This is a genomic window from Enterococcus sp. AZ020 (assembly GCF_050499205.1).
GTDB classification, from domain to species: Bacteria; Bacillota; Bacilli; order Lactobacillales; family Enterococcaceae; genus Enterococcus_L; species Enterococcus_L dunnyi.
On record NZ_JBIPAT010000001.1, the window covers coordinates 1,974,511 to 1,998,641 of the forward strand.

The following is a 24,131-nucleotide window of genomic DNA, read 5'->3' on the forward strand; positions in this document are numbered from 1 at the left end:
ATGATGATGGAAATAGCGGAAAAAAAATTAAGGATCGAGCTATTCAGTGATGCAGTGATCGCTATTGTGATCACGATTGCAGCACTTGAAATACCAATTCCCAACAGTGGTGACTATACTGGATTTCTTGAAAGCTTGCTGACATTTGCAATCAGTTTTTTCATCGTAGCGGGCTATTGGAATGATCATCGGAAATTGTTTGAGCAGATCAAAAAAATCAATGAACCATTCGTTATTAGAAATACATGTTTTCTTTTCTCTTTAGTTTTGATTCCATTTTTTACGAGCTGGTCTATGGAAGCTGCGGATAAACAGCTGCCTACACTTGCTCATGGTTTATTACTGATTGCTGTCAATGGAACATTTAGTAGTTTGTTTAAAGCAGGGATTCCGTTGGCAGTGGAAGAAGAGAGCAGACAAAAACAGTTGAAACAATTATATGCAGCAAGAGATCGTTTATACTATGGAGCCATCTTATCAGTCATGCTCATTGGCTGGTATGTGCCTTCATTAGCGCTGGTATTGTTTATTGGTGTTCCGATCGTTAGTTATTTTTTGAAAACAAATGTGGAAGAATCTTTTGGGCGTAATGGGAAACGCACGCGAGGAAGATTTGACCAAAATAGAAAGAATCAGAGAAAAACGAGTCATTAGTTTTTCTCTGATTCTTTCTATTCTTTGATTCTCTTGACATCGATCACTGTACCAGTGAGCGCATCTGCTGTGAATTCATATTGGACCATAACGCCGTCTTCTAAACGAGAAATACCGCCATTATAGGTTTTTGAATGAATCGCAAATTTCCGAAGTGGCTTTTTCTCAAATTCGATCCATGATCCTTCTATCGGGCCTTCTTTTAAAAATGCTTCTTTGACATTTTCTAAAACTAGGTCAGCATCTACGGTTCGTTGTTTTTGATACCATAATGTAGAAGCAATCCCACTTATGATACCCAGACTCACACCGATCGCTAAGCCGCCTTTGAAATAGCTTAATTCATTTTCTTCATTCATGGGAATAACCTCCGAGTATAGTCAATGTTTGCCGAAAAAATCGACCTTTCTTTTATTTTACCATACATGAAGGAAATATCGAAAAACAAAAAACGTGGGCAATTAAAAAAATTTGCGTTATAATAAATGATGAAATTAGATGAAAGGAGTATCTGCCGTTTCTGTTTGAATGACGTGTTATTTTTACAGAAAAGAAAGGTTCATCCTTGAAACTTAAAAGGGTAGCTGGCAGATAATATAATGATGGAAGAAAAAACATTTCAACGCATCAAAGAATTGACTGAATTACAAGGAACCAGCGGATTTGAAGACGATATTCGTGCGTATATGAAAAAACATATGACGCCATTAGTGGATGAGATCCAATATGATGGTTTAGGCGGTATCTTTGGTCTTAAAAGAGCAAAAGAACAAGATGCACCACGTGTGATGGTTGCGGCTCACATGGATGAGGTCGGTTTTATGTTGACTCAAATCAAAGATAATGGTCTATTTCAAGTCGTACCTTTAGGTGGCTGGAATCCATATGTTGTTTCAGCACAACGCTTTACTTTAAAAACAAGCAAAGGAAATTATCCTTGTATTTCTTCTTCCGTTCCTCCGCATTTATTGCGTGGAACAAGTGGCCAAAAGCAGCTTGAAGTAACCGATGTGTTATTTGATGCAGGCTTTGAATCAAAAGAAGAAGCGGAAAGCTACGGCGTACGTCCAGGAGATTCGATCGTACCTCAAACTGAAACGATCAAAACGGCGAATGGTAAAAATATCATCAGTAAAGCTTGGGATAACCGTTACGGCTGTACTTTAGTTTTAGAAGCATTGGAAGAATTGCAAAATGAACAATTAGGTCATACGTTGATCGCTGGTGCGAATGTTCAGGAAGAAGTTGGTTTACGTGGTTCTAAACCATCTGTTCACAAGTTTAAACCAGATTTATTCTTTGCAGTAGACTGTTCAGCTGCCGATGATCTACAAACGAAAAAAGGGACATATGGACATTTAGGTGAAGGAACACTATTACGTATTTATGATCCTGGTTTGATCACGTTACCTCGTGTTCGTGAATATTTACTGGATACTGCAGCGACGCACAATATTCCATATCAATACTTTGTTTCTAAAGGTGGTACAGATGCAGGTGCGGCTCATACAACGAATAACGGGGTCCCAAGTACAGTGATCGGTGTTTGCGGACGTTACATTCATACGCATCAAACGATGTTCAATATCAAAGACTATGAAGCAGCTCGCGAAATGCTGATCCAAGTCTTAAAAGGCTTAGACAAGACAACAGTCAATACGATCATTTACGGAAAGTAGAGGGGCAATATGATTATTCCAACATCTTATGAAGAATTAGCGGATTATGTAGGAAAAGATAAGAGTGTCTTTTTCTTCACTGCAGATTGGTGCGGCGATTGCCGATATATCAAGCCGGTCATGCCTGAGATCGAAGCCGAATTCTCAGATTTTCAGTTTATTGAAGTTGATCGGGATAAATTTATCGATCTGGCCTCTGAGTGGAATATTTTCGGGATCCCAAGTTTTGTCGTAACAGATAATGGCAAAGAGCTGGGCCGTTTAGTCAATAAAGATCGTAAGACCAAAGAAGAAATCACCACCTTTTTAAACGGTCTTCGTTAGTAGTAGTCAGTAAAAGATCCAGTGTCAGAATCAAATGAATTTGATTGGGAGATGGGTATCATGTTAACACAAACGTATAAAAATATTTTAGTCGGTGTCGATGGCAGTGAGCAAGGGAATTTAGCTTTTGAACAGGCAGTTGAGGTGGCTAGAAGAAATAATGGTCGTGTGATCGTCGTTCATGTCATAGAAAATCAGGTGTACACTATGATGGGCTATTCATCCTTGAATGATAATCTGTTGGATCAAGAAACAGAAACAGCAAAAGAATTACTGGCAGATTGTGAAACGTATGCTAAGAGTGTTGATTTTACTCAAGTAGAAACCGTTGTAACCTATGGGTCTGCTAAAGATGTGATGTGTAATGATCTACCGAAAAAATACGAGATCGATTTGATCATGGTGGGACAATCGGGTCTAAATGCAGTCGAACGTTTTATGATCGGCAGCGTCAGCAGTTACATTATTCGAAATGCGCCTTGTGATGTGCTGATTGTTCGTCCAGATAAAAAGAAGAAATAAATGTCGGTATAGATAAAAAACGGGTGAAGCAAAGCGCAATCGTTTTGTTTCACTTATTTTTGTTTTGCCGATCAAAAGTGGCATCATTCGTCATTTTTTGTTAAGATAGGACGGTAGTAAAAGAGCACACTTCTCAGAAAAAAACTCGTGATAAGTAGCATCACGCTCAATTTTCTCTATTTTTCATTCGAGACAAATCAGCTCTTTCAGCTTTTAAAACTATCTAGCTATACAGACTAGCCTTTCGTGAAAAAGATAAAATAGGATTGAGTCAAAAAGCAACTCATTCATATTTTCCTATTTTCAAGATAAGGCTGACCAGTCCGATCAGCTTTTAATATTAGGAGGAAAAAAATGATTTTTGCATATAATAAAGAACATGTTGGTGACGTATTGTTCGTTATCGCAGCGGATGATAAAGGACAAGAAAATCACGTTGAACGTAAAGGAAATATTGCCCGTGTTAGCGCCGATGAGCAAGTCGTTGCGTGGAATATTTTCGAAGCATCGACGATTTTGGGGACGATCGATGGCTCAGGTCAAGTTGAATTGACTGATGAACAATTGGCTAAACTAAATCAGGAACTGACAGCAGCTGGTTTTTCAGAAACGCTAGCTGTAGATCATGAACCAAAAATCGTTGTTGGTTTTGTCAAATCATGCAAGAAACATCCTGATTCAGATCATTTATCGATCACACAAACAGAAGTAGATAATGGAGAAGTTCTTCAAATCGTTTGTGGAGCACCAAATATCAAAGCTGGTCAAAAAGTCGTTGTTGCTAAACCTGGTGCAATGATGCCGGATGGTTTGATGATTTGGCCAGGTGTGTTACGTGGTGTGGAAAGCTTTGGTATGATCTGTTCAGCAAGTGAACTGCGTTTACCAGATGCACCGGCGAAAAAAGGAATTTTAGAATTACCATTTGATGCAGTAGTTGGCGAAAAATTTGCTGTAGGAAAATAAGTAGCATTTTGAATCGTAAACTGACATAGAATTTTTAAAGTTAAAACGAGTGAGCAAGATTTCTTTGTGACTTGTTTTAACTTTATTTGTTCCTTACATATAAATAAATTTAGGCGCTAAATACTAAAAGTTGAAGGCTGAAAAAATCAGAAGGAGGCGTTCTCACTAAAGACACGTTAGAGATAAACAATAATGCATACTGTATGTCTGGTTCCCAGCGTTCAGCCCTTCTGTCCCAACCTTGATTCTGTTATACTAAGACTAAATATATATTTATTTTGGAGGGCGATAGCGTGGAGAAAGCGAGTATTGTAGGCAGACTTCAGGATCTTGTGATCTCAACAACAGAAGGAAATATCAACACAACGATTGCACGTACCTTGTTGAAAAAAGTTGGGCATGATGCTGCTGATATTTCGATCGAATCTTTAGCAGAAGAATGTTATACCTCTACAGCCAGTATCAGCCGTTTCTCTAAAAAGCTAGGGTATTCAAAATTCTCTGATATGCAGCAAGCCTTCATTGAATACCAATCTGATACAAAAAGATTTATCAATAAAAACAATTTTGAATTAACAATCAATCAACTCAACAGCAGTCATTCTTTAAACGAATACATCAAACAAATAACACAATCATTTCAATCATTAGAAAAGAATCTCGATTTAGAGCAAGTGGATCTTTTATGTGAGCGTATACATAGTACCGAAGATGTGTATTTTTTTGGCACGCACAGTTCGGGCTTATTATTAGAGCAGTTGCAGTATTTACTTTTTTCATGTGGGAAATACGTTACTTATTTTAAGGGACGAATGAGTCAGCGAAAAGCATTTCAGCAAATTTCTAAGAATAGCTTAGTCATTGTCCTGTCTACTGAGGGCAATTATTTTTTAAAATTCAGTGATCTATTATTTGATATGTCTTCTAATGATAATTACACTGTATTGATCACTCAAAATGATCAAATGAAAATTGCAAATATTTTTGATGAAGTCTTTTTTTTAGGAAATAGTGCAATCAAAAAAGCCGCACCTTATCAGGCACAGCTTTTTATCGATATTTTGTATTCTCGTTATTATCAATTGTACTCACAAGACTAAAAAAGCTATTGATGGACTAAACGATGCTACAATGACATTCTTTGTTTCTAAGTATAGCTGATTCGTTTATAAGCTTTCGCCATTTGTTTCGATGACTTTTTGGTACCAACTAAAGCTATACTTTTTATACCGTTTTCTTGTCCCTTTTCCTTCGTCGTCTAAGTCTACGTATATAAATCCATATCGTTTACTCATTTCACCAGTTCCTGCACTGATCAGATCGATGCAGCCCCATGTCGTATAGCCAATTAAGTCTACTCCGTCTTTTACAGCTTCTGACATTTGTTCGATATGACTACGAAAATAATCGATCCGGTATTTATCATGGATATGTTCACCAGTTCGCTCATCTTTTGCACCTAAGCCATTTTCTACAACGAATAAGGGACGCTGATAGCGCTGATAGATCTCGTTGATGGTGATCCTAAACCCTAAGGGATCGATTTGTCTGCCCCAGCCTGCATCTTTCAAATAGGGATTTCGAACGCTGGCCATTGCATTTCCTTCAATAATATTCTTTCTTAACTCTTCATTGACGGTTTCTAAACGACTTGTATAATAACTAAAAGCAATAAAATCAACAGTATATTCTGCCAGCAGCGCCAGTTCATCCTTTGAACGATTCAGTTTTATGCTATGATCTTCAAAATATCGTTGGGCAAAATAAGGATAAGTACCATTTACTTGAACATCGATAAAGAAATATTGGTCGCGGCTGCGTTCTACAGCTGCCTGAATATCTTTTGGATTACAGGTATATGGATAGACACTTCCAGCTGCTAGCATACAGCCGATTTGGATCGTAGGATCAATATGTTTTGCCAGTTTTGTCACTTCTGCTGAAGCAACGAGCTGATGGTGGGCCGCCTGGAAAACCACGCTTTTTTCATTGGTGACGAGTCCGCCAGCTAAAAAGGGATTTCTTAAAATCATATTGATTTCATTAAAGGTGATCCAATAGGTTACTTTTTTATGGTACCGTTTAAATAAAGTTTTACAATATCTTTTATAAAAGGTGATCAACTGTTGATTTTCCCAGCCTCTATATTTTTGTGAAAGGTAGAGTGGGGTATCAAAATGATTGATGGTCACGATCGGTTCAATATTGTATTTTAGCAACTCATCAAACAAGGCATCGTAAAATTTGAGCCCTGCTTCATTAGGTTCAAGCTCGTCTCCTTTTGGAAATATTCTAGACCAGCTGATGGAGGTTCGTAAACATTTTATTCCTAACTCAGCTAGTAACTTGATATCTTCTTTATACCGATGATAAAAATCGATTGATTGATGGCTTGGATAGTAATCAAAGGTCTGTTCAAAGGCATAGTTTGGATCTTTTAAGCTGTGTTTGCGTTTTTCTCCCACAGGTAAAATATCGATGATCGACTGACCTTTTCCGTCTTCTAGATAAGCACCTTCAGACTGATTAGCTGCCAGGGCTCCTCCCCATAAAAAACCTTCTTTAAATGTGCTCAACGGATTCACCTGCTTCATTCTTTTCTTTACGAATCTCTTCAGCTAGCTGTGCTTCTTCTAAAATGGCTTGCCGATCTGCTGCTTTAAAAAATGGCAACCAGATAACAACTTGGATCACGATCAAGACCGCTTGAACGATCAGCACAGGAGTTCCACCTTCTAACCAACCATAAACTAAGGCAGGTGTCCCTAAAGGTAGTTGAATGCCTCTTAGGGTCTCAATGATATGAAATACTTGTAGCAAATAAGGGATGACAAACATTAAAATCGGACCGATTAGAAAAGGAATAAAGAATATTGTATTTAAAACCATTGGGACTCCAAAAATAACCGGTTCATTGATTCCAAAGAAAGTAGCTGGCAGGGCCATTCTCCCCAATTTTTTATAACGATCACTTTTAGCTGTAAAAGACATTAAAAGTGCCAACCCCAACAAAGCACCAGAACCACCTAAATTGGCATATGTTCCGTAATGTTGGTACGTAATGGCATTCGGTAATTGCTCTCCAGCTTCAAAAGCCGCTAAGTTCATCAAGCTTAATGGAATGAAAACAGTCTGTAGAATTGGACGAATAATCATATAGCCGTGTATTCCGAAGAACCAAAGCAGCTGAGCAAAAACAATCAAAATGATAAATGAAATTGGGCTATTCCCTAAGTTTTGTAGCGGGCCGCCTAAAATAGTATAAATGAAATTATTGGCATCTCCGTAAGAAGTCATTTCAAAACCAAACCGAATAAGAGAAAAGATACCGGTTAAAATAAACGCAGGTGCAATAGCTGCAAATGATTTTGCAATAGTTGGAGGAACACTTGCCGGCATTTTGATCACGATTCCTCGTTTAATAATTGCACAATAGATGATGGGGATGATCATTCCTAAAATAATTCCCATAAACATGCCTTTTGCACCTAGATACTCTGTTGATAACGCATTTGGAATCGTAATGACTTCACCTGATTCCAATTGATGCTCCATCCCGCTAGGCAACAACATAAAGAACAGTACTAAGGAGAGCAGTGCAGAAAAAAAAGCATCCTTTTCAAATCCTAATTTTATCGTTAAATTATAGGCAATGGCGCAAACGACATATAAAGCGATCATATCGGTCGTTACTTTAGAGGCATAGCTTAAAATAGTAGCTAAATGAGTGATTTTTAAAAAATTCTGATAAAGTTCAAATTGCATACTGGATAACAATGTAAAAATTGCCCCCAACATTGTGATAGGCAAAATCATGGAAAAACCATCTGAAATGGCACTCATATATTTATTGTTCTGAAATTTTATAGCGATAGGCATCAACTGAGTATTGATTATTTCCTCAATTTTATTCATTCATTTTTTCTCCTAATTTTATTGTAATCGATTACAATAAAATCATATCACAAGGCGTTTAGAGAAAGGATGCCAAGATTTGTAAGACTTACAAAATCTGTATTTTTTACAAATTTTGTAAATGTTGAAGATTCTTCTGGCGAAAAATTTGCTTTAGGAAAATAAAAAATAGCGGGATATCATCAAAAATGATGTCCCGCTATTTTTATGCTATTCATTTGTTTGAGCGTTTGTTTTTAAAGCAGATTGATCGATCGTCAATTCTACATCGACACTTTGTTCTTTCCCATCGCGGTAGAATGTAACTTTCATTTTATCTCCGACTTTTTTCTTGTACAGTGCACTTTGTAATTCGGTCACTGAGCTGATATCTTCATCATCGATTTTTGTGATAACATCGTATCGTTCAAGCCCAGCTTTATCTGCTGGAGTGGCAGTTTGGACAGTACGGACAAGGACACCTGTTTGAACATCTTCAGGTAAGTTCAGAATTTCTTTTCTTTGTTGTGTTGAGACATTCGTCAATTCTTCCATTGAGATCCCTAATGCTGGACGAGTCACTTTGCCATCTTTTTCTAGTTGATTGATGATATTGACTACATCGTTACTAGGAATCGCAAAGCCCATACCTTCAACACTTACTTGGCTTTCAGATTGAACGATCTTAACGGAGTTGATTCCGATGACTTGACCTTCGATGTTGACTAAAGGACCGCCGGAATTCCCTGGATTGATCGCTGCATCTGTTTGGATCGCATTGATGTTGATTGCTTGTCCATTGTTTTCATTTTGAATATTTCTATTAACAGAAGAGATGATCCCTTGTGTTACAGAGTTAGCATAAGCAGAACCTAATGGAGAACCGATCGCTAAGGCTGGTTCACCGATTTTTAATTTATCTGAATTTCCGAATTCTGCAATTGAATCAACTTTATCAGAAGAAATCTTGATCACTGCAAGGTCAGTATATGAATCTGTACCGACTAATTCACCTTGTACTTTTGTCCCGTCATGCATGACAACTTCAAGCCCTTTTGCTTGGTCTACTACGTGATTATTCGTAACGACATATGCTGTTTTGCCATCTTTTTTATAGATGACGCCGCTCCCTTCGCTTGCTGCTTCAAGGTCACTGCCATTTGATTCATCACCGTTTGCTTCATTCCCATTTTGACCGCCAAATAGGCTGCCAAAGTCAGAATTTTGACTAGTACTTTGTAAATTGATTACAGAGACAACAGAGTTTTGGACCTTTTCTACAGCCTTAGTGACATCACTGTTGACATCCAAGCTGACATTAGTGACTTTGGTATCTCCTTTTGTATCTTTTACAGTTGTGTTTGTCGTTGTATTATTATTTGAAGAATTATTTTGCCCCGTAATTGCGTATGCACCACCAAAAGCCAAAGCCCCACCAAGTAATCCTCCGACTAAACCGATCCCAAATTTTTTGAATACGCCATTTTGTTTTTTATCTGAATCAGGTGTAACATCTTTTCTTTGCATATAAGCAACCTCCTAATTATCTATCATTATTTATTATATTTAGTATAGTCTTTCAAGACAACTTTAGTCTACCGAACAGCTTTGAATTTTTTATGAACAAGTTAGGGAGAAAAACAGATATAAACAATGAAAAAAAGTTTGCGGTGCCACACTTATACACATGAATTTGTGAAAAACTATTAAAAAAGTGAGGAAAAATCCAGTGCAAAAGTTATCCACAAAATGTGGATAATGTGGAAAAGTAAACGGGAATATGTGTTTGTATCTAAAAATACCATGAAATAAAGGATAAATGACCTTGGTTCTGTGGATAAGTCTGTGCATATGTGCATAACTTTGTGGGAAAGTATGTGGAAGAGAAAAATCATTCATGATAAAATTGTTAACAACTGAAAGAATCAAACATAGGAAGAGACGTGAATCTGTTGAAAATAAAAATCATTACCGTAGGAAAGCTAAAAGAGAAATATTTGGTTCAAGGTATCAATGAATATTTAAAACGACTGAAAAGCTATGCGAAGGTTGAAATCATCGAAGTCGCAGACGAGAAAGCACCAGAGAATCTAAGTGAAGCAGAAATGCTGCAGGTCAAAGGCAAAGAAGGCGAACGGATCTTGGCGAAAATTTCTGATCAGGATCATGTATTTGTTTTAGCGATCAATGGCAAGCAGTATAGCAGTGAGGACTTTTCAAAAGAAATTGAACAGTTAGGGATCGATGGAAAAAGTCAATTAGCCTTTGTGATCGGCGGATCACTTGGCTTGAGTGATGAGGTGATGAAGAGAAGCCAAAAGCAGATGTCGTTTGGCAAGCTGACTTATCCACATCAGCTGATGCGGTTGGTATTGGTGGAGCAGATTTATCGCGGGTTCCGGATTATGCGGGGGGAACCGTATCATAAGTAGGGATATTTTTTGAAAAATGTTAATTAACGGGATTTTGATTTTATATAGAGAAATACAGCATTAATTAGACAGGGGTTGGTGGTAATGTGGAATTATAAAAGTAATTCAAAAAGCACTAAAAAAGTTGAAATAATTAGCATTAATCTTTGAATTTTGAAATATAAATTATGTTAATAACAAGAGCTGGTTTAACACAGAATCAATTAAATTAGAAAAATATGAAAAATGGAGGATTAATTATGGGAAATTTGGGATGGTATCAAGGGTTTACAACAGTTGCTAAAAAGGTTGGAGGGCCCAAAAATTTACTAAGCCTAGTTGCGGTAGGTGGATACGTTGTTATACGTATTGTTGGTGAAGGGGGAGTAAAAAAAGCATATAAGCTAGTCAAAAAAAGATCTAAAAAACCGAACGCTAAAGTAAAACAATTCTTGTTTTTGATTGATGGCGAAAATGAAGGTGGGTTAAAGTTCACTAAGGAAGATACTTTTATTGTTGCTGCAAAACATGGAAATGTTATGTTGATTGAGAAAAATGGAGATATGAATAATCCATATTTTGTTGATCTATCGTGGCTTAAATCTGTAAGTAATTATGAAACTAATTAAACGAACCATATCATTTATAGCTTGAAAAAACAGAAATTTGATAAGATTTAGGAAGGCGGTAAATAAGTCTATGACTAAGGAAATATCTTTAAATGCAGATGATATTCTTATTCTTAACAAAATAGTAGAGAGGCATCCATTAAAAAATAATGTTGATAGGGTAGTTACAGGTGGTCAATTTTTTACTTTACTTTCTTCGCAAGATATTAATTTTCGAAAAAGTATACCCAAACTATTAAGTTTAAGTTTGATAAGAGAGAACACTCCACAGGAATATATACCATATTTATATGTGGACGATTTAAAATTATTGCTGAAAAATTATGATATTAAAGGTGCTGTACGAAAAGATAGACTTGTGGAAGAAGCAAATATTCATCTTTCAAATGAAGAAATACTTTCATATTCCTCCTATAAAACTTTTTATGTTGTCTCTGAGGAAGGACAAGAATCACTTGAAAAATACAAAAATGTGATTTGGTTTTCAGAGCATGAGAGAGATATTTTTGGATATGGTGATCATAATGCAGTTTTTAATTCCCAATATTTTTTTAAGAATTACAATAAAGATCCATTAACCGAAATGATTCAATATTTTAAAGGGAAAAATCCAGAAATAACAGGAAAACTCTATGCATTCAATGAGGACTATAATGTAGCAATTGTATATGCGATTCAATTATATACAAATAAACTATCAGAAGTAATCAATTCAGCTATTGATAATATTTACCGTCGTAATAATCTTTCATTTGCTCAAATTGCACGCTTTAATGATTGGGTAGTGAATAGTTATATTCATGTTTGTGATAGTGAAAATCAGAAAATATTATCGGATATTGAAATAAACTATAACGATAATTTCAAATATAAAGAAATCGTACCAAGCAGTTTATTTCAAGAGACTTTGATTGCCCTATTACGAAATGAAGCAGAAATGTTCGATATGTTAATTAACCAGTTTGTTACTATTATTGAAGAAAATTATCCAGAGGAAGAGGAAGATTTAGATCGTTATCAAAAATATATGGAACAAAAGATTGATAATGAAGTTGCTCTTTTAGATTTGCTAATTAAACATTTAGACTTAGAAATACTAGAAGAACTTAAAGAGAGAATTGAATTAAGGATATCCGAATATAAAAAAATAAACCACTAGTTGATGAATAAAGGAGAACAAAGATTTACTGGTTAAGCAATTAAGAGACTATATAGTATCTTAGTATGGATTAAATGCAAATTTTGGAATTTAATTGAGATGTTGGGTGTTAAAAAATTATCATGACGAGCCAATCAAAAAAAATTACTTGGATTCCATACTGAAAAGCTATCTTAACATTAATCACTTAAACACCCCTTGTATCAAAAGAGATACAAGGGGTGTTTAGTAAAATAACTAAACAGCTATCTCAGATAATTGCGGTTTAATCAAATTAAACATTAACCCAAATAAAAACTGAAATAGCAACCGCAGTAGCAACTGTAATCATGGCAATCCCTCCTTTCAATAATAGAATATTTCAAACATTTTATATGTAATAATGTGCTATACTTAGACAAAAAGGGAGTGGAATTATAATGAATGTAGAAGAAGCACTTTATTTTTTTAGAAAAAATAAAAATTTAAAGCAAAAAGATATTCTTACCTATACTGATACCTCCGTCTATTCCAAAATCGAGACAGGAAAAAAAGTGTTAAGATTTTCTGAACTAAGAGATATTTTAGAACGCTTCTCTGTTCCACTAGAAGAATTTTCAGAATATTTAGAAGATAGTATGGAACAAAAAAAGTTTCGTAAATTGTTTAGACAATGTGCGAATAGTCCTATAGATGAATCCAATAAAAAGAAGCTACTTAACTACTACAACCAATTAACCTTTTCTAAGGATATGCATCTTAGAGAAATGGCAAATTTTATCGGGATAAAAACATTGTTCTCCAATTTTTGGAAAGAGATTTCTCCAGTAAGCCAAGAAGAGTTAAATCAAATCTATGAACTTCTCATGGAAAAAGAATATTTTTTTCAGTATGATTACGCCGTATTATCCAATACAATTTTTCTATTTAATGACAATCAAATCAAGCACCTAGCTAAAAAAGCGTTGCCTGTTAAAGATATTGAAGTCAGAAATGTGGAGACAACAGAATTTATAAAAAACATGATTAACAATTTAATCACAACGTTACTACGCAAAAAAGAATATGAGGCAAGTCGTTATTATTTAAGATTAGCCGCTACAAAAGAAGGCAATCTTACGTTTGATTACAAATTAGTTATTCAGTACTTGGATAATTTAACAAGCTATTTAATTACTGGTGACGATTGTTATAAAGAAAATATTTACGACTATATCCACTTATTAACGAAGCTCGGAGAGCAGAATTTTGCGAAAAGTATTGAGCGAGAAGTTCACTCGATTCTTTCAGAAAGCAAAGATATTCCGATCTTTATTCAAGCGGATATGTAACCTACGTACTGCTATAGTAACTATAAACTACTATTAGCATACCACATTATTTGCAGTTGTTTTACTCAAATTGTAAATAATACTAATTTTATAATCATACGCTGTTTTATTTCTCACGAGAGATTACTTTTTACTAAATGGTCTGTATTCTTACTCTTTATTTTGTTAAACTATACTTATTGGAAATAATAAGAGAGTAAACTAATAGGAGGAGTTCTTCAATGTCAGAAACAAAAAATGATCCGCAACAAGCTAGTATATTTGCTAGTGGGCTTGTGATGCCATTCATGAATGCTTATTCTGGTAGCAGTGAAGCATTATCTATATCGGATGGTGCTGCATCAAAAGATATTAATACTATTCTTACACAAACAAAAGCAATCATGAGTACGTTCGAGAGTAGTTTAAAAGCCGATGCAGACAATCTTTTATCTATTAGTAACACATATGAGGCTGCCAATCAGGCGATGGTGGATGTGGTGACGCATGGATAAGAAGAAAAGTGTGATAGAAGTATCTAATCAGTTATCTGCATTAGAAGATGAAAAACTTTCCATTCATAAAAAGAAAAATCTGTGGGAAGAATACCAAGAACATTGGGCCTACTTACAAAAAGAAGAACAATCTATATTAGAGGAAGTGGCCTATCTCAGTCAGGGAACAGAATCGCTGAACCATGCCACGCAACAATTAATCTATTTTGAAGAAGAACAACGAGCTGTTGCCCAAGCATTTGATTCAATTGAAGAAGGATTTGAACAAAAAGAAAAAGAATTTTACAACAGAGAAGATCATCTTAACACTGCTTATTATGAAGCAAAGAAGCAGGAGGAATTAAGCGATGACGAAATTTAATTATTCCGAAGTTCAAGGTGTTTTTACTAGTTCTCAATCCGATCGGGTCGCGTGTTTATCTAGTTTTTCTACAGTTGAAACAAACATTGCGCAATTTACAGCGTCAAGTGCATTAACAGGTCCTGGTTGGGATTCTGCTAAGCAAGCATTATCGCCCTATTCCGTTGTCACAAAAGCCTTATATAACTACCATTGTGATTTCGGTGAAACCTACACAGCCTTTTTAGCGAGTTTTGAAGGAGAAGTAGGGGAAACAGGTAAAACACTAGACACAGAAGAATTACGAGAACTTCAAGAGAAGTTAAATCGAATTCAACGAGAAAAACAAGATCTTCTAAACAAAATAGCTGGAAATATCGCCTTAGAAATTATCGGTGGTTATGGTGTGATGGCAAAGGATTTTCAGCTTGGTGAGACGCAAAAGAAAATTGATTTACTAGAGAAATATGAAACATTTGAAAATGGTCATGCAGGTGATTTTTCAGCGATTGTTTCAACTGGCGGTGATTTGACCTTGGCGTTGAGCGATCTTGGGAAAAGTAAATCCTTTGACGCAAAAACAGGAACCTATGCGTATTCAGATTTAAAAGCCAAAAACTGGTATACTAATTTAAAGAAGTACAATGATACTTGCCCAACGCAACGAATTGAAATCGTAAAAACCGACAAATATGGCTATGGTTTGAAAGTATATATTAATGGAAAGTATAGCGAAGTAGCTTCAAACAATTTGATGTATGCCCAATCGAAAGAAGGCATGAAAGAATTAGGGCTTACAATGAGAGATATGGCTGGAGAGATGACCGGGCTATACAGTTTGTATCGTCTGTTTAATGGAAAAGATCCAGTGACAGGGGAACAATCCAGCCGATTAGAAGCTGGTCTTTGGACAGCATTGTTATTGTTACCACAGGCGAAAATGGTCAGTGCGGCAAGAGAGCTACGAGCAGGGAATCGTTTATTAACAGGTGTTAATTTGACCGCAAGGGACCTACAAATTTTAAATAAAGCTGGATATTTTGATGATGTTGGTAAAATAAATAGACTTGAACAAGCCAGTAGAGCTGGGAAATTGAAAGTTCCGCAAGGATTAACTGATAAGCAGTTTGCTGAAATGAGTGATTTATTGAAAAGTAGACTAGGTCAGATTGGTGATGATATTTTTGTTCAAGGAAGTAGGGCTGGTGGAACTGCAAAGGCCACTTCGGATATTGATATTGGTGTGAGGGTAACTAAAAAACAATTTGATGAATTGATTAAAAAAAGTTTTGGAACACCCAACCCTGGCTCAGCTAGAGAGAGAACTATGCTCCATGCTATTGAAACTGGGAAAATTCAAGCTGGAGAAGCCAAATTAAGAGGATTACGAAAAGAGCTAGAGAATCTTTTAGGTATTGAAGCAGATGTATCGATTATTTTAGAAGGTGGTAAATTTGATAACCCACCGTACTTGCCAATTAAATAATGAGGAGGTGAAATGAAAATGGGAGACTTGTATTGTAAACTATTCATTAACAGTTCCATGTCTATTGGGGAGTTAGCGAAGGACATAAGTGAGTTTTTTGACTTGAGTTTGGATAAATTTTTATCAATAGAGAGTGAATATTTTACTGTTGACATCTTGAAAAACAAAGAATTTGATGAAGAAAAATCGAAAGACATTCCAAATGGCTTTCTCTATTTTCCATACTTTTTAGATATAGATAGTACTGAGAAAACTGAAAAAGAAAAATATATAAAAATGATTGGAGATTTAATGCTTCATTTGTGGGATAACAAATGTCAATTAGTTGCATCTAGTGATTTTGAAGAGTTATTACCCAATAAAGGTGGATATATTCAATAAATTATTAACATGATAAATTTTTAGAAAGTAAGTTATGAATATCAATGATGGTCTATGAATAGAATTTAAAAAAAAAACCTCAATTTAATATGAGGTTTTTTTGGTAGGCAATATAAAGAAGAATTGCGAGCGCTTCAAGAGAAGTTAAATCGAATTCAACGAGAAAAACAAGATCTTTTAAACAAAATTGCTGGAAATATTGCTCTAGAAATTATCGGCGGTTATGGCGTGATGGCAAAAGATTTTCAACTTGGTGAGACACAAAAGAAAATTGATTTACTAGAGAAATACGAAACATTTGAAAATGGTCATGCAGGTGATTTTTCAACGATTGTTTCAACTGGAGGTGATTTGACCTCTGCATTGAGCGATCTAGGGAAAAGTAAATCCTTTAACGCCGCAACAGGAACCTATACGTATTCAGATTTAAAAACAAAAAACTGGTATACTAATTTAAAGACTTATAATGACTCTTGTCCATCGCAACGAATAGAAATTGTGAAAACCGATAAATATGGGTATGGTTTGAAAGTATACATTAATGGAAAGTATAGTGAAGTAGCGTCAACTAATTTGATGTATGCCCAATCGAAAGAAGGCATGAAAGAATTAGGAATTACAATGAAAGATATGGCTGGGGAAATGACAGGGCTATATAGTTTGTATCGTCTGTTTAATGGGAAAGACCCAGTGACAGGGGAACAAGCCAGCCGATTAGAAGCAGGTCTTTGGGCAGCATTGTTATTATTGCCACAGGCAAAAATGATCAGTGCGGCAAGAGAACTGCGAGCAGGGAATCGTTTATTAACAGGTGCTAATTTGACCGCAAAGGACTTACAAATTTTAAATAAAGCTGGGTATTTTGATGATGTTGGCAAGATAGGTAAACTTGAGAAAACTGGTGGACTTACTAAAGCGCAAAAAGTTGAGAACTTCCAAAATAGAATTGATAATATTAGGAATAGAATGCCAAATTCGAAGCTGAAAAATCAAGGAAATATGGCTGTCGCTGATGTTAAAATAAAAGGTTTGCCAGACGAGTTTATGGCACATAGTAAAATTCACGGACCAAGTAGCAAAGGTGCAGATTTAGGCAATTTCTCACCTGCATCAGAAAATAGGATTTTCGAATCATATACAATAGATAAGTTCCCAAGGTATAATGATACTGAGGTTAAAATTCTGGAGGATATAGCATCTAAAATTAAAGATCCAAAACTTTCTGGTAAGATAGATTTATATACAGAACTACCAGCTTGCCAAAGCTGTACAAATGTTATACTAGAGTTTAGAAAAAAATTTCCAAATATAGAACTTAATATATTTACGAAGTAGGTGGAAAAAATGAGTGAAATTAGTTATTTAGAAGCAAAAGAATTAACTTTAGAAGACTATGAAGATTTTATTGAAGATGAAGGGTTTAGCCCCAATCAAGCAGTAGCCGCAACTTTTGAAGATTCTGTATTAATGATGAAAAAAAGTCATAAAGTTTATGTATCAGTTATGGTAAATCTCTCGATTTTGAGTTTAAAACAAGATTTTTTACCAGATTATCTATTAGAGAAGCAAGAAAGTTTGAAAATGGTTAATGGTTTAAATGAAGAAGAACAGTCTGTTTATGATTCAGATATAAGTACTTTGAATCAGTTGTTAAGCAATCAAAAATTTGAGATAGATAAAGATGAAGAATATAAGCTAAGAGTTAACATGTTATTAGAGTAGTACTGATTATAGAATAATAAAAAGGTGCACTATTCTATAATGGTAACCGGATAGTAAAAATTTGATTAGTAAGCTAAACTTACTATTTAAGTTGCCAATGAGGCTAGTGTAGTCTGAGGTAAGTCATGTTTTAATTGCATAAAAAAAAGGGACCAATTATTTCATCCATTAGATATTTTATCTAGAATACACGCTATTAAGACGTACTAGGAGAAAAAATAATTATATATTATATCTATGAAGATCAATCATCTCAATCGATGATTGGTCTATTTTTGTGTTTCAAGGAGGGAATAAAATGTTTGATAGCAAAGAAAATCGTTACATCACGAAGGGAGTGAACGAACAAGTACCAAAAGAAATCCAACTCTATTGCTGGAATTTGATTGACAAAAAAAGAAGTAAAGCTGAAACAGAATTAGACTATTTACAAATCTTTGAATTTAATCCAGATAATCAACGCCAAGCAATTGAGGTGATTCATCGACAAGAAGAACCATTTTTCATTGATTATCATACCTACACAGTAAATGAAGTAATGCCAGATGTCCAAATTGAAAAATTATGGGTGATTGACGATCGTAGTCATCAAACCATGTTATTACCAGAAGATTATTAACTGCATTTTTCTAAGAATCAACCACAACAATTATAAAGGAGAAAAACATGAAAACAAACCAACCAAGAAAACGTGTAGCTATTGTCAGTCTTGAATTAGTCAAAGAAGCCTCCACTTTTTATGCCGCTAGAACTTGTACTAGCCCTCAAGCTGTTTACGAGTTATTCGCCCCGTTTATTGAAACGAAAGATCGAGAACATTTGGTGGTCGCTGGTTTAAACGTAAAAAATGAACCAACGGCTATTCAAGTTGTTCATATAGGAACCATCAATCAATCACTCGCTTTTCCTAGAGATATCTTAAAGATGGCGCTCTTATCAAATAGTGTGTCTATTTGTGTTGGGCATAATCATCCTTCAGGTAGCGTGACCGCTTCATTAGCGGATATCGAATTTACTGCGAAGTTAGAAAAAGCCTGTCGATTGCTTCAAATTAATTTACAGGATCATTTGATAATTGGTAGTGGTGGAAAATATCTGTCTATGAAAGCAGAAGGTTATATAACCGATAGTAAGTAAAGAAGCCTTATGAGGGAAGCTCATAAGGTTATTTTTATTCCATAGAAAGGAAAAAAGCCATGTTAAATGAAGCAAAGAACATTTTACAAAAACAAACTCAACTTGTAACAGTAAAAGAGGAATGGAGCTATGAATCTGTCACATTGGAAAGGGAAGAACTAGACGAAGCTACTCTTCCTGAAGGAGCCAAAAAACAATTACCAAAACTAGTAATGACCCACTTGTATTTATATGTAGATAATCAAGACAATGAATATGTTGTGTATTTTCTTACTGATGTTACGAGCCAAACCACGTATATCAAAGGTTTATTAAAGAATAATACACGACTCTATTCCAAACTTTTACCAATGAAGGATGGAGCTGAATGACCAAAGAGGTATTTTTAGAATTGATTTGTCACTGTATGATGCAAATAGTAGAAGCAATAAGAGAGGGGCGAGAGTAAATGGGTTTATGGATTCGTTTAATTTGTTTAGTTGCTACCACAATCATTACGGAATGTTTTAAATGGTCAGCAGCATAGAAAGGGAGAAAAGGAATGATAAACAAACAATTGATAACCATAAAGAGTGAGGCTTGGACAAACGAGAGAAATACGCACCGCTATGTGCTAAGAAGAGAATGGTTAGAAGGTATCGAAGATAAAAAGGGAGATTTAGCGGCAGTTATTACGATTCGTCCTAGTAGTACAAGTCCCTACACAGAAGATTTGACCATGATGTTAATTGAGAAGCATGTCCGTCAGTTAGGTTTTTCTGGTTTTATTGCAGTAAATCTTTTCTCTTCTATTGAGGCAAAAGATAGAGCTTCTTTTTTAAAAGGTGTTGATGATCAAACATTAGAAGTATTTACTACTGTTTTGGCAGAGAAGCGAATTAGTCAAATTGTATTTGCCGTAGGTTCGATTGTGACGACTAGCTCAGTAGCTATGGATCAAGCAGAAAAATGTTATGACTTATTGACCCCTAAACAAAAGAAAATGACACAAGTGTTGGTTAATTCAAAAGGAGCTATTGCCCACCCCTTAAGTGTGCAGGTAAGAAAAGTGTGGAAATTGGAGAATGCAAAACTGCTATTTTCAAAAAAGAAGATGGAAAAATGAAAAAATAAATGTTTCTCAGATCGTTAGTTATTTCTAAAATTGCTAGTAGCGACAAAAAAATAACTTTGTCGATGAAAATGACGCAAGATAAGTCTAAAGGGAATCGTTATTATTGTAGTAGAAATTGAAAGGAGGAGAAAGAGTGAATGAACCAGAGGTGCAAGGGTGGAATAAAGTGTATCGTGATTTGGAACGAGTAGTAGGCAAACAAAGCACTCTGGCTATCTATCAGGAGTTTCGAGGACTGCAGGTGAATTTTCCTATTCGATTAATCAGTCGTGCTTACATGAAAGATTTATTAAGAACGGAGTACACGGGAAAAAATAAACAAAAGATAGCGACCCACTATGGGTATAGTCAACGTTCAATTGAAAGAATGTTGAAGGAATTAGAAAGGGAAAATCCAAACCAAGTGAAAGAAGCGACATACCCTTATATTGCACAATGGAAGAATCGAGCACATTGAAGAACAAACATGTCCTTATATATCCAAATAGCTATAGGTACAGAAAATGGAGGGAAAAAGATGGAGAATAGTTGTTATTGTACGAATTGCGGGAAAGAGATAAATAAAGAAGCAGAGATATGTACATCCTGTGGCGTGCGTCAAGGGAAAGTGATTCATTATTGTTATAACTGTGGAGATGAGATTCAACCCAATCAAGAATTATGTCTGGGATGTGGCGTTAATCCTCGAAAAATAAAGCGACCATCCGTAGGAAAAAGCCTAGGTAGTACAGGGACAGGTTCAGTGAATGTCGTATTAGCAACTATTTTAGGATTCTTTATTCCAGGATTGCCGTCCTTGTTATGGTATAACCAGAAAACAAAAGGTATTGTGATGATTGTGGCTGCGATACTAGTGACCATACTTCTTCCTTTACTTGGGTTGATTGTTGTAATTGTTGGTGCCGTAGATGCCTATCAACTAGGACAACGTGTAAATAATGGGGAAACACTAGATGAATGGACATTTTTCTGGTCTAAGTAAACAAAATAAAAGGACGAGCAGACATTCAAATGTTTCTCGTCTTTCACTTTATTAGGAGGGATACATATGAAAAATTGGGTTAAGGGATTCATCATTTTAGGCTGTATGGTTAGCTTAGCCGCTTGTTCTACACAATCAAAAGAAGAAAAAAAAGTAAATGAAACGCAAGCTTCTTCTTCAATATCGAGTCAAGAAAAACAACGAAAGGAAGATGCTCCAGAAGTAAATCAATCAAAAGATGCTTCTTATTTTGAGGTGGATAGTAGTCGCCAATCCGCATTAGAAGATCGAATAGAGCGGAAATATAAAAAAGCATACGGACTTGGTTATGAAGGAAATCCCACAACAAAGCAAGTAACAGAGCTGAAAACGTTAGAAGATATTCAACAATTTTTACAAGAAAAGTACGAAATGACCTTTCCGAATGATCAAACAAAAACAGGGGAGTACTATTTTGCGTTTAATCTAGATTATTTATATGGGTTAGTTATGGACGATGATTATTTTAGTTTGTATACAGAGGTCTATGAAAAAGGGGAAGTAGAAGGCTACCAAGAACAAGTCATTGCGTTAAATCAGGCAGCGTTTCGTTTATTGAACGAGTTAGACATAGATCATTATTTCCGTTTAGTGGTAGAAGCAGGTGAGCAAAGCGAGTCATTTACTGAACAACAGATAACAGATACCTTAAAAACAATAAAACAAAAACTGGTGGATAGAGAGGAGGTTGTAAAAGAGGACGCTCGTTATTTAGGTATTGCGTATGATACAAGTAGTCTTCCTTATAAAGAACAAAATCCAGCTCAATCTATTTATGACCGAGAGAAAATGGGAAGTGATCCGTATTCACAAGTGTTTAGTGATTTAGGTGGTTGGTATCAAATTATGTATGTACTAACTGATGACGAGATTACTGAAAAAGGAACAAAGTTAGGTCAAGGTAAAAATCTGTATGAGGGATTCTTGAAAAATTGAATCATCTGAATAAATCTAAATAATGGTAGGTTGACTATATGAGGGATGCTCGTCTTGGATTTTAACTACCATTGTTTCTCATTAGAATAAAAAGTTACATTAGTTCCAGTAGTTCCAAAGAAATAAAATAGTAAGAATAAATGATGAGAGAGTTATATTAAAGTGTCTTGCTTGGAACTGCTGGAACTATTGCCATTTGTTTGTTAGAATTAATGCTAATAAACGAATGGGGAGCGAATATTATTGAGTGAAAAATATTATAATCAAAAAGATTTGTTCAACAAAATTCCAACTATGAAAAGAACAGCATTAATGAATAAATTTGAAAATATTTTGAGGAGCTATTCGTTAAAATATGATGAAGACGAGTATGATGAAGCAAAAAAGAATGATAAAAATACTAGCTACATTTATATAAAAGATGTTGATCAAAAAGAATTTGAATTTACCAAAGAGGAACTAGAACTATTCGCTATATTATTAAAAGTATCGAATGATTTCCCCTTTAAAATCACAAAATCTTGGGAAAATGAAGCAGATTTTAGCAAAAAGACATTGAAAGAGTATCTTGATTATTATTCTGGATTGATAACGGAGATTGAGTTAGTAGATGATCTTGAGTTAAAGTACCTTATAATGAGCTCGCTTCCATACAGTGTGACAAAATTAGAAGTAGAAAATTTAACCCTTTTTAATGAGAGCATCAGCAATTATTTAAATAAGGTGTCAACATTAACAAGTGAGTCAAGAAATAGAATGTACACAATTCAGCGCAGGCTGTTTCAGTATTTAGATGCGGAAATGTTTTTAGAAAAAGAAAAAGTACAATTACGCGTAGCTAATGACAAAAAGAAGTATGAAGAAGAACTAACGGGTTTTAATAATCAATCTGAAAATTATGCACAAGAAAAAATAGAACAACTTTCTTTGGATTATTTTAGTAGTTATGAAAATACACAAGTGGACCAATACATAATTGAGTTAATTTCTTATTTTAATTATAGAAAAAGAATCAAGGAGTTAGATACCTTAAGAAAGTCTGGAGTACCAATAACAAAACTTAGTAAACGTTTAGAAATGTATCCCAATAAAAAAAATGAGCCACTTGCAAAGTATTTAAAGCATTTTCAACAAACCAAAAAAAATATGAGAGAGGATACCCCGATAGTTCAACATATGTCAACAATGTTTGCGAACGGAGAAGATTTGTATACACATTCTCTTAAGGAACGATTGATATTACTGGAAAATAGATTTGAACACTACAAGTTGAAGGAAGTACCATTAATACCAACAGATATAGACGATGTTCTTTACCAGCTCGAATCGTTGCAAATGGCTTTACATTTTTTAATTCGCTTGGTTAAGAAAAAAATCTTTCCTTCGATAGCAGACAATAACGAAAAGGAAGTACAATGGGTTCCGTATTTAAGAGATAAAATGGAAGAGCTTAATCATTATGTGTATGAAATAGCTAATTGGGGGGATCGATACTTTGAGTTAAGGCATGGTTATTCAATAGAAATCCAGTATATAATAACAGATATTCGTTATTTTACTAGTTCGTCATCTGGTTATTTAAACTATATGATGTTTAAAATAGATGAATTGGCTATTCTATTAAATAAATCAATGCCTACTGAAGTTGAAGAAGTTGAACAAGTATTAAACGGCGGTAATGATTTGTTAAACGAATCAGTGTTAGTTAAAGCTGAAGAAGCATTAAAAGAAATAGATAATAATTTGAGGAATATTAATTTTAGTGCTAGAGCAATTATAATAAATATATGGGGACAAGAGTTCCCAAGTCAAAAAAATGAAAACCACGTCAATGATTTATCTGGTGAATTTTTGATTCAGCCAATTAATAAGCAAAGAAAAAAATAATTTTTTATTTAGAGACAGTTCATTATGAACTGTCTTTTTGTTATTTTTTAATTGCTAAATACTAC

28 protein-coding genes are annotated in these 24,131 nt (G+C 34.9%); 24 read left to right on the forward strand and 4 right to left on the reverse strand.

The window, feature by feature from the left end:
* Positions 1 to 6 precede the first annotated feature (6 nt).
* On the forward strand, positions 7 to 654 hold the full coding sequence (locus IGI58_RS09575; RefSeq protein WP_429953614.1) for a TMEM175 family protein: 648 nt from the start codon (positions 7 to 9) through the stop codon (positions 652 to 654).
* Positions 655 to 671: 17 nt separating this feature from the next.
* Here IGI58_RS09575 and IGI58_RS09580 read toward each other — a convergent pair whose 3' ends face one another.
* A complete protein-coding gene (locus IGI58_RS09580; protein WP_087640663.1) occupies positions 672 to 1,013 on the reverse strand; it encodes a peptidase in 342 nt (113 codons plus the stop codon).
* A gap of 243 nt (positions 1,014 to 1,256) precedes the next feature.
* Here IGI58_RS09580 and pepA point away from each other — a divergent pair, with 243 nt between their 5' ends.
* The 5 genes from pepA to IGI58_RS09605 all read left to right on the forward strand — a co-directional run bounded on the left by pepA (position 1,257) and on the right by IGI58_RS09605 (position 5,245).
* A complete protein-coding gene (gene pepA / locus IGI58_RS09585; RefSeq protein ID WP_225533705.1) occupies positions 1,257 to 2,333 on the forward strand; it encodes a glutamyl aminopeptidase in 1,077 nt (358 codons plus the stop codon).
* Between the two features lie 9 nt (positions 2,334 to 2,342).
* Positions 2,343 to 2,657, forward strand: coding sequence for a thioredoxin family protein (locus IGI58_RS09590; protein WP_429953612.1), 315 nt, complete (start codon positions 2,343 to 2,345; stop codon positions 2,655 to 2,657).
* 60 nt (positions 2,658 to 2,717) lie between these two features.
* Positions 2,718 to 3,179 carry a universal stress protein gene (locus tag IGI58_RS09595; protein WP_225533354.1) on the forward strand — a complete coding sequence of 154 codons (462 nt, stop codon included), beginning with the start codon at positions 2,718 to 2,720 and terminating at the stop codon, positions 3,177 to 3,179.
* Between the two features lie 354 nt (positions 3,180 to 3,533).
* Positions 3,534 to 4,145, forward strand: coding sequence for a YtpR family tRNA-binding protein (gene ytpR / locus IGI58_RS09600; RefSeq protein ID WP_225533355.1), 612 nt, complete (start codon positions 3,534 to 3,536; stop codon positions 4,143 to 4,145).
* Between the two features lie 293 nt (positions 4,146 to 4,438).
* The gene (locus IGI58_RS09605; protein WP_429953611.1) at positions 4,439 to 5,245 is read left to right on the forward strand and encodes a MurR/RpiR family transcriptional regulator; all 807 of its coding nucleotides are present in this window, start codon (positions 4,439 to 4,441) and stop codon (positions 5,243 to 5,245) included.
* Between the two features lie 66 nt (positions 5,246 to 5,311).
* Here the strand turns inward: IGI58_RS09605 and IGI58_RS09610 are convergent, their stop codons facing one another.
* The 3 genes from IGI58_RS09610 to IGI58_RS09620 all read right to left on the reverse strand — a co-directional run bounded on the left by IGI58_RS09610 (position 5,312) and on the right by IGI58_RS09620 (position 9,566).
* Positions 5,312 to 6,730, reverse strand: a complete 1,419-nt coding sequence (locus IGI58_RS09610; RefSeq protein WP_429955326.1) for a 6-phospho-beta-glucosidase — start codon at positions 6,728 to 6,730, stop codon at positions 5,312 to 5,314.
* The gene (locus IGI58_RS09615; protein WP_429953610.1) at positions 6,708 to 8,060 is read right to left on the reverse strand and encodes a PTS sugar transporter subunit IIC; all 1,353 of its coding nucleotides are present in this window, start codon (positions 8,058 to 8,060) and stop codon (positions 6,708 to 6,710) included. The genes IGI58_RS09610 and IGI58_RS09615 overlap by 23 nt, the downstream gene beginning before the upstream one ends.
* Before the next feature lie 210 nt (positions 8,061 to 8,270).
* Positions 8,271 to 9,566, reverse strand: a complete 1,296-nt coding sequence (locus IGI58_RS09620) for a S1C family serine protease (RefSeq protein ID WP_225533362.1) — start codon at positions 9,564 to 9,566, stop codon at positions 8,271 to 8,273.
* Between the two features lie 425 nt (positions 9,567 to 9,991).
* On the opposite strand from IGI58_RS09620, the gene rlmH reads away from it, so the two are divergent.
* From rlmH to IGI58_RS09710, 18 genes are all read left to right on the forward strand, one after another.
* A complete protein-coding gene (gene rlmH / locus IGI58_RS09625) occupies positions 9,992 to 10,471 on the forward strand; it encodes a 23S rRNA (pseudouridine(1915)-N(3))-methyltransferase RlmH (protein WP_429955324.1) in 480 nt (159 codons plus the stop codon).
* A gap of 239 nt (positions 10,472 to 10,710) precedes the next feature.
* Positions 10,711 to 11,079, forward strand: coding sequence for a hypothetical protein (locus IGI58_RS09630; RefSeq protein WP_429953609.1), 369 nt, complete (start codon positions 10,711 to 10,713; stop codon positions 11,077 to 11,079).
* Positions 11,080 to 11,149: 70 nt separating this feature from the next.
* A complete protein-coding gene (locus IGI58_RS09635; RefSeq protein WP_429953608.1) occupies positions 11,150 to 12,238 on the forward strand; it encodes a hypothetical protein in 1,089 nt (362 codons plus the stop codon).
* A 419-nt stretch (positions 12,239 to 12,657) separates the two neighbouring features.
* A complete protein-coding gene (locus IGI58_RS09640) occupies positions 12,658 to 13,548 on the forward strand; it encodes a helix-turn-helix domain-containing protein (protein ID WP_429953607.1) in 891 nt (296 codons plus the stop codon).
* 221 nt (positions 13,549 to 13,769) lie between these two features.
* Entirely contained in the window at positions 13,770 to 14,042 is a 273-nt protein-coding gene (locus IGI58_RS09645) for a hypothetical protein (protein ID WP_429953606.1), read from the forward strand.
* A complete protein-coding gene (locus IGI58_RS09650) occupies positions 14,035 to 14,403 on the forward strand; it encodes a hypothetical protein (protein WP_429953605.1) in 369 nt (122 codons plus the stop codon). The genes IGI58_RS09645 and IGI58_RS09650 overlap by 8 nt, the downstream gene beginning before the upstream one ends.
* On the forward strand, positions 14,390 to 15,868 hold the full coding sequence (locus IGI58_RS09655; RefSeq protein ID WP_429953604.1) for a pre-toxin TG domain-containing protein: 1,479 nt from the start codon (positions 14,390 to 14,392) through the stop codon (positions 15,866 to 15,868). The genes IGI58_RS09650 and IGI58_RS09655 overlap by 14 nt, the downstream gene beginning before the upstream one ends.
* A gap of 12 nt (positions 15,869 to 15,880) precedes the next feature.
* A complete protein-coding gene (locus IGI58_RS09660) occupies positions 15,881 to 16,249 on the forward strand; it encodes a hypothetical protein (protein WP_429953603.1) in 369 nt (122 codons plus the stop codon).
* A 123-nt stretch (positions 16,250 to 16,372) separates the two neighbouring features.
* Positions 16,373 to 17,584: a deaminase domain-containing protein gene (locus IGI58_RS09665; protein WP_429953602.1), complete on the forward strand. Its 1,212-nt coding sequence runs from the start codon at positions 16,373 to 16,375 to the stop codon at positions 17,582 to 17,584.
* A gap of 9 nt (positions 17,585 to 17,593) precedes the next feature.
* Positions 17,594 to 17,971, forward strand: a complete 378-nt coding sequence (locus tag IGI58_RS09670; protein WP_429953601.1) for a hypothetical protein — start codon at positions 17,594 to 17,596, stop codon at positions 17,969 to 17,971.
* A gap of 298 nt (positions 17,972 to 18,269) precedes the next feature.
* Positions 18,270 to 18,590, forward strand: coding sequence for a DUF960 family protein (locus tag IGI58_RS09675; RefSeq protein WP_429953600.1), 321 nt, complete (start codon positions 18,270 to 18,272; stop codon positions 18,588 to 18,590).
* 47 nt (positions 18,591 to 18,637) lie between these two features.
* Entirely contained in the window at positions 18,638 to 19,108 is a 471-nt protein-coding gene (locus tag IGI58_RS09680) for a JAB domain-containing protein (RefSeq protein ID WP_429953599.1), read from the forward strand.
* 59 nt (positions 19,109 to 19,167) lie between these two features.
* Positions 19,168 to 19,479 (forward strand): 4'-phosphopantetheinyl transferase, encoded by a 312-nt coding sequence (locus tag IGI58_RS09685; RefSeq protein ID WP_429953598.1) that lies wholly within the window; start codon positions 19,168 to 19,170, stop codon positions 19,477 to 19,479.
* Positions 19,480 to 19,649: 170 nt separating this feature from the next.
* Positions 19,650 to 20,213, forward strand: a complete 564-nt coding sequence (locus IGI58_RS09690; protein WP_429953597.1) for a DUF1643 domain-containing protein — start codon at positions 19,650 to 19,652, stop codon at positions 20,211 to 20,213.
* Positions 20,214 to 20,355: 142 nt separating this feature from the next.
* The gene (locus tag IGI58_RS09695) at positions 20,356 to 20,679 is read left to right on the forward strand and encodes a Mor transcription activator family protein (protein WP_429953596.1); all 324 of its coding nucleotides are present in this window, start codon (positions 20,356 to 20,358) and stop codon (positions 20,677 to 20,679) included.
* A 60-nt stretch (positions 20,680 to 20,739) separates the two neighbouring features.
* On the forward strand, positions 20,740 to 21,204 hold the full coding sequence (locus tag IGI58_RS09700; protein WP_429953595.1) for a zinc ribbon domain-containing protein: 465 nt from the start codon (positions 20,740 to 20,742) through the stop codon (positions 21,202 to 21,204).
* Between the two features lie 66 nt (positions 21,205 to 21,270).
* Positions 21,271 to 22,179, forward strand: coding sequence for a hypothetical protein (locus IGI58_RS09705; protein WP_429953594.1), 909 nt, complete (start codon positions 21,271 to 21,273; stop codon positions 22,177 to 22,179).
* 243 nt (positions 22,180 to 22,422) lie between these two features.
* On the forward strand, positions 22,423 to 24,066 hold the full coding sequence (locus tag IGI58_RS09710; RefSeq protein WP_429953593.1) for a hypothetical protein: 1,644 nt from the start codon (positions 22,423 to 22,425) through the stop codon (positions 24,064 to 24,066).
* Positions 24,067 to 24,131: the final 65 nt, after the last annotated feature.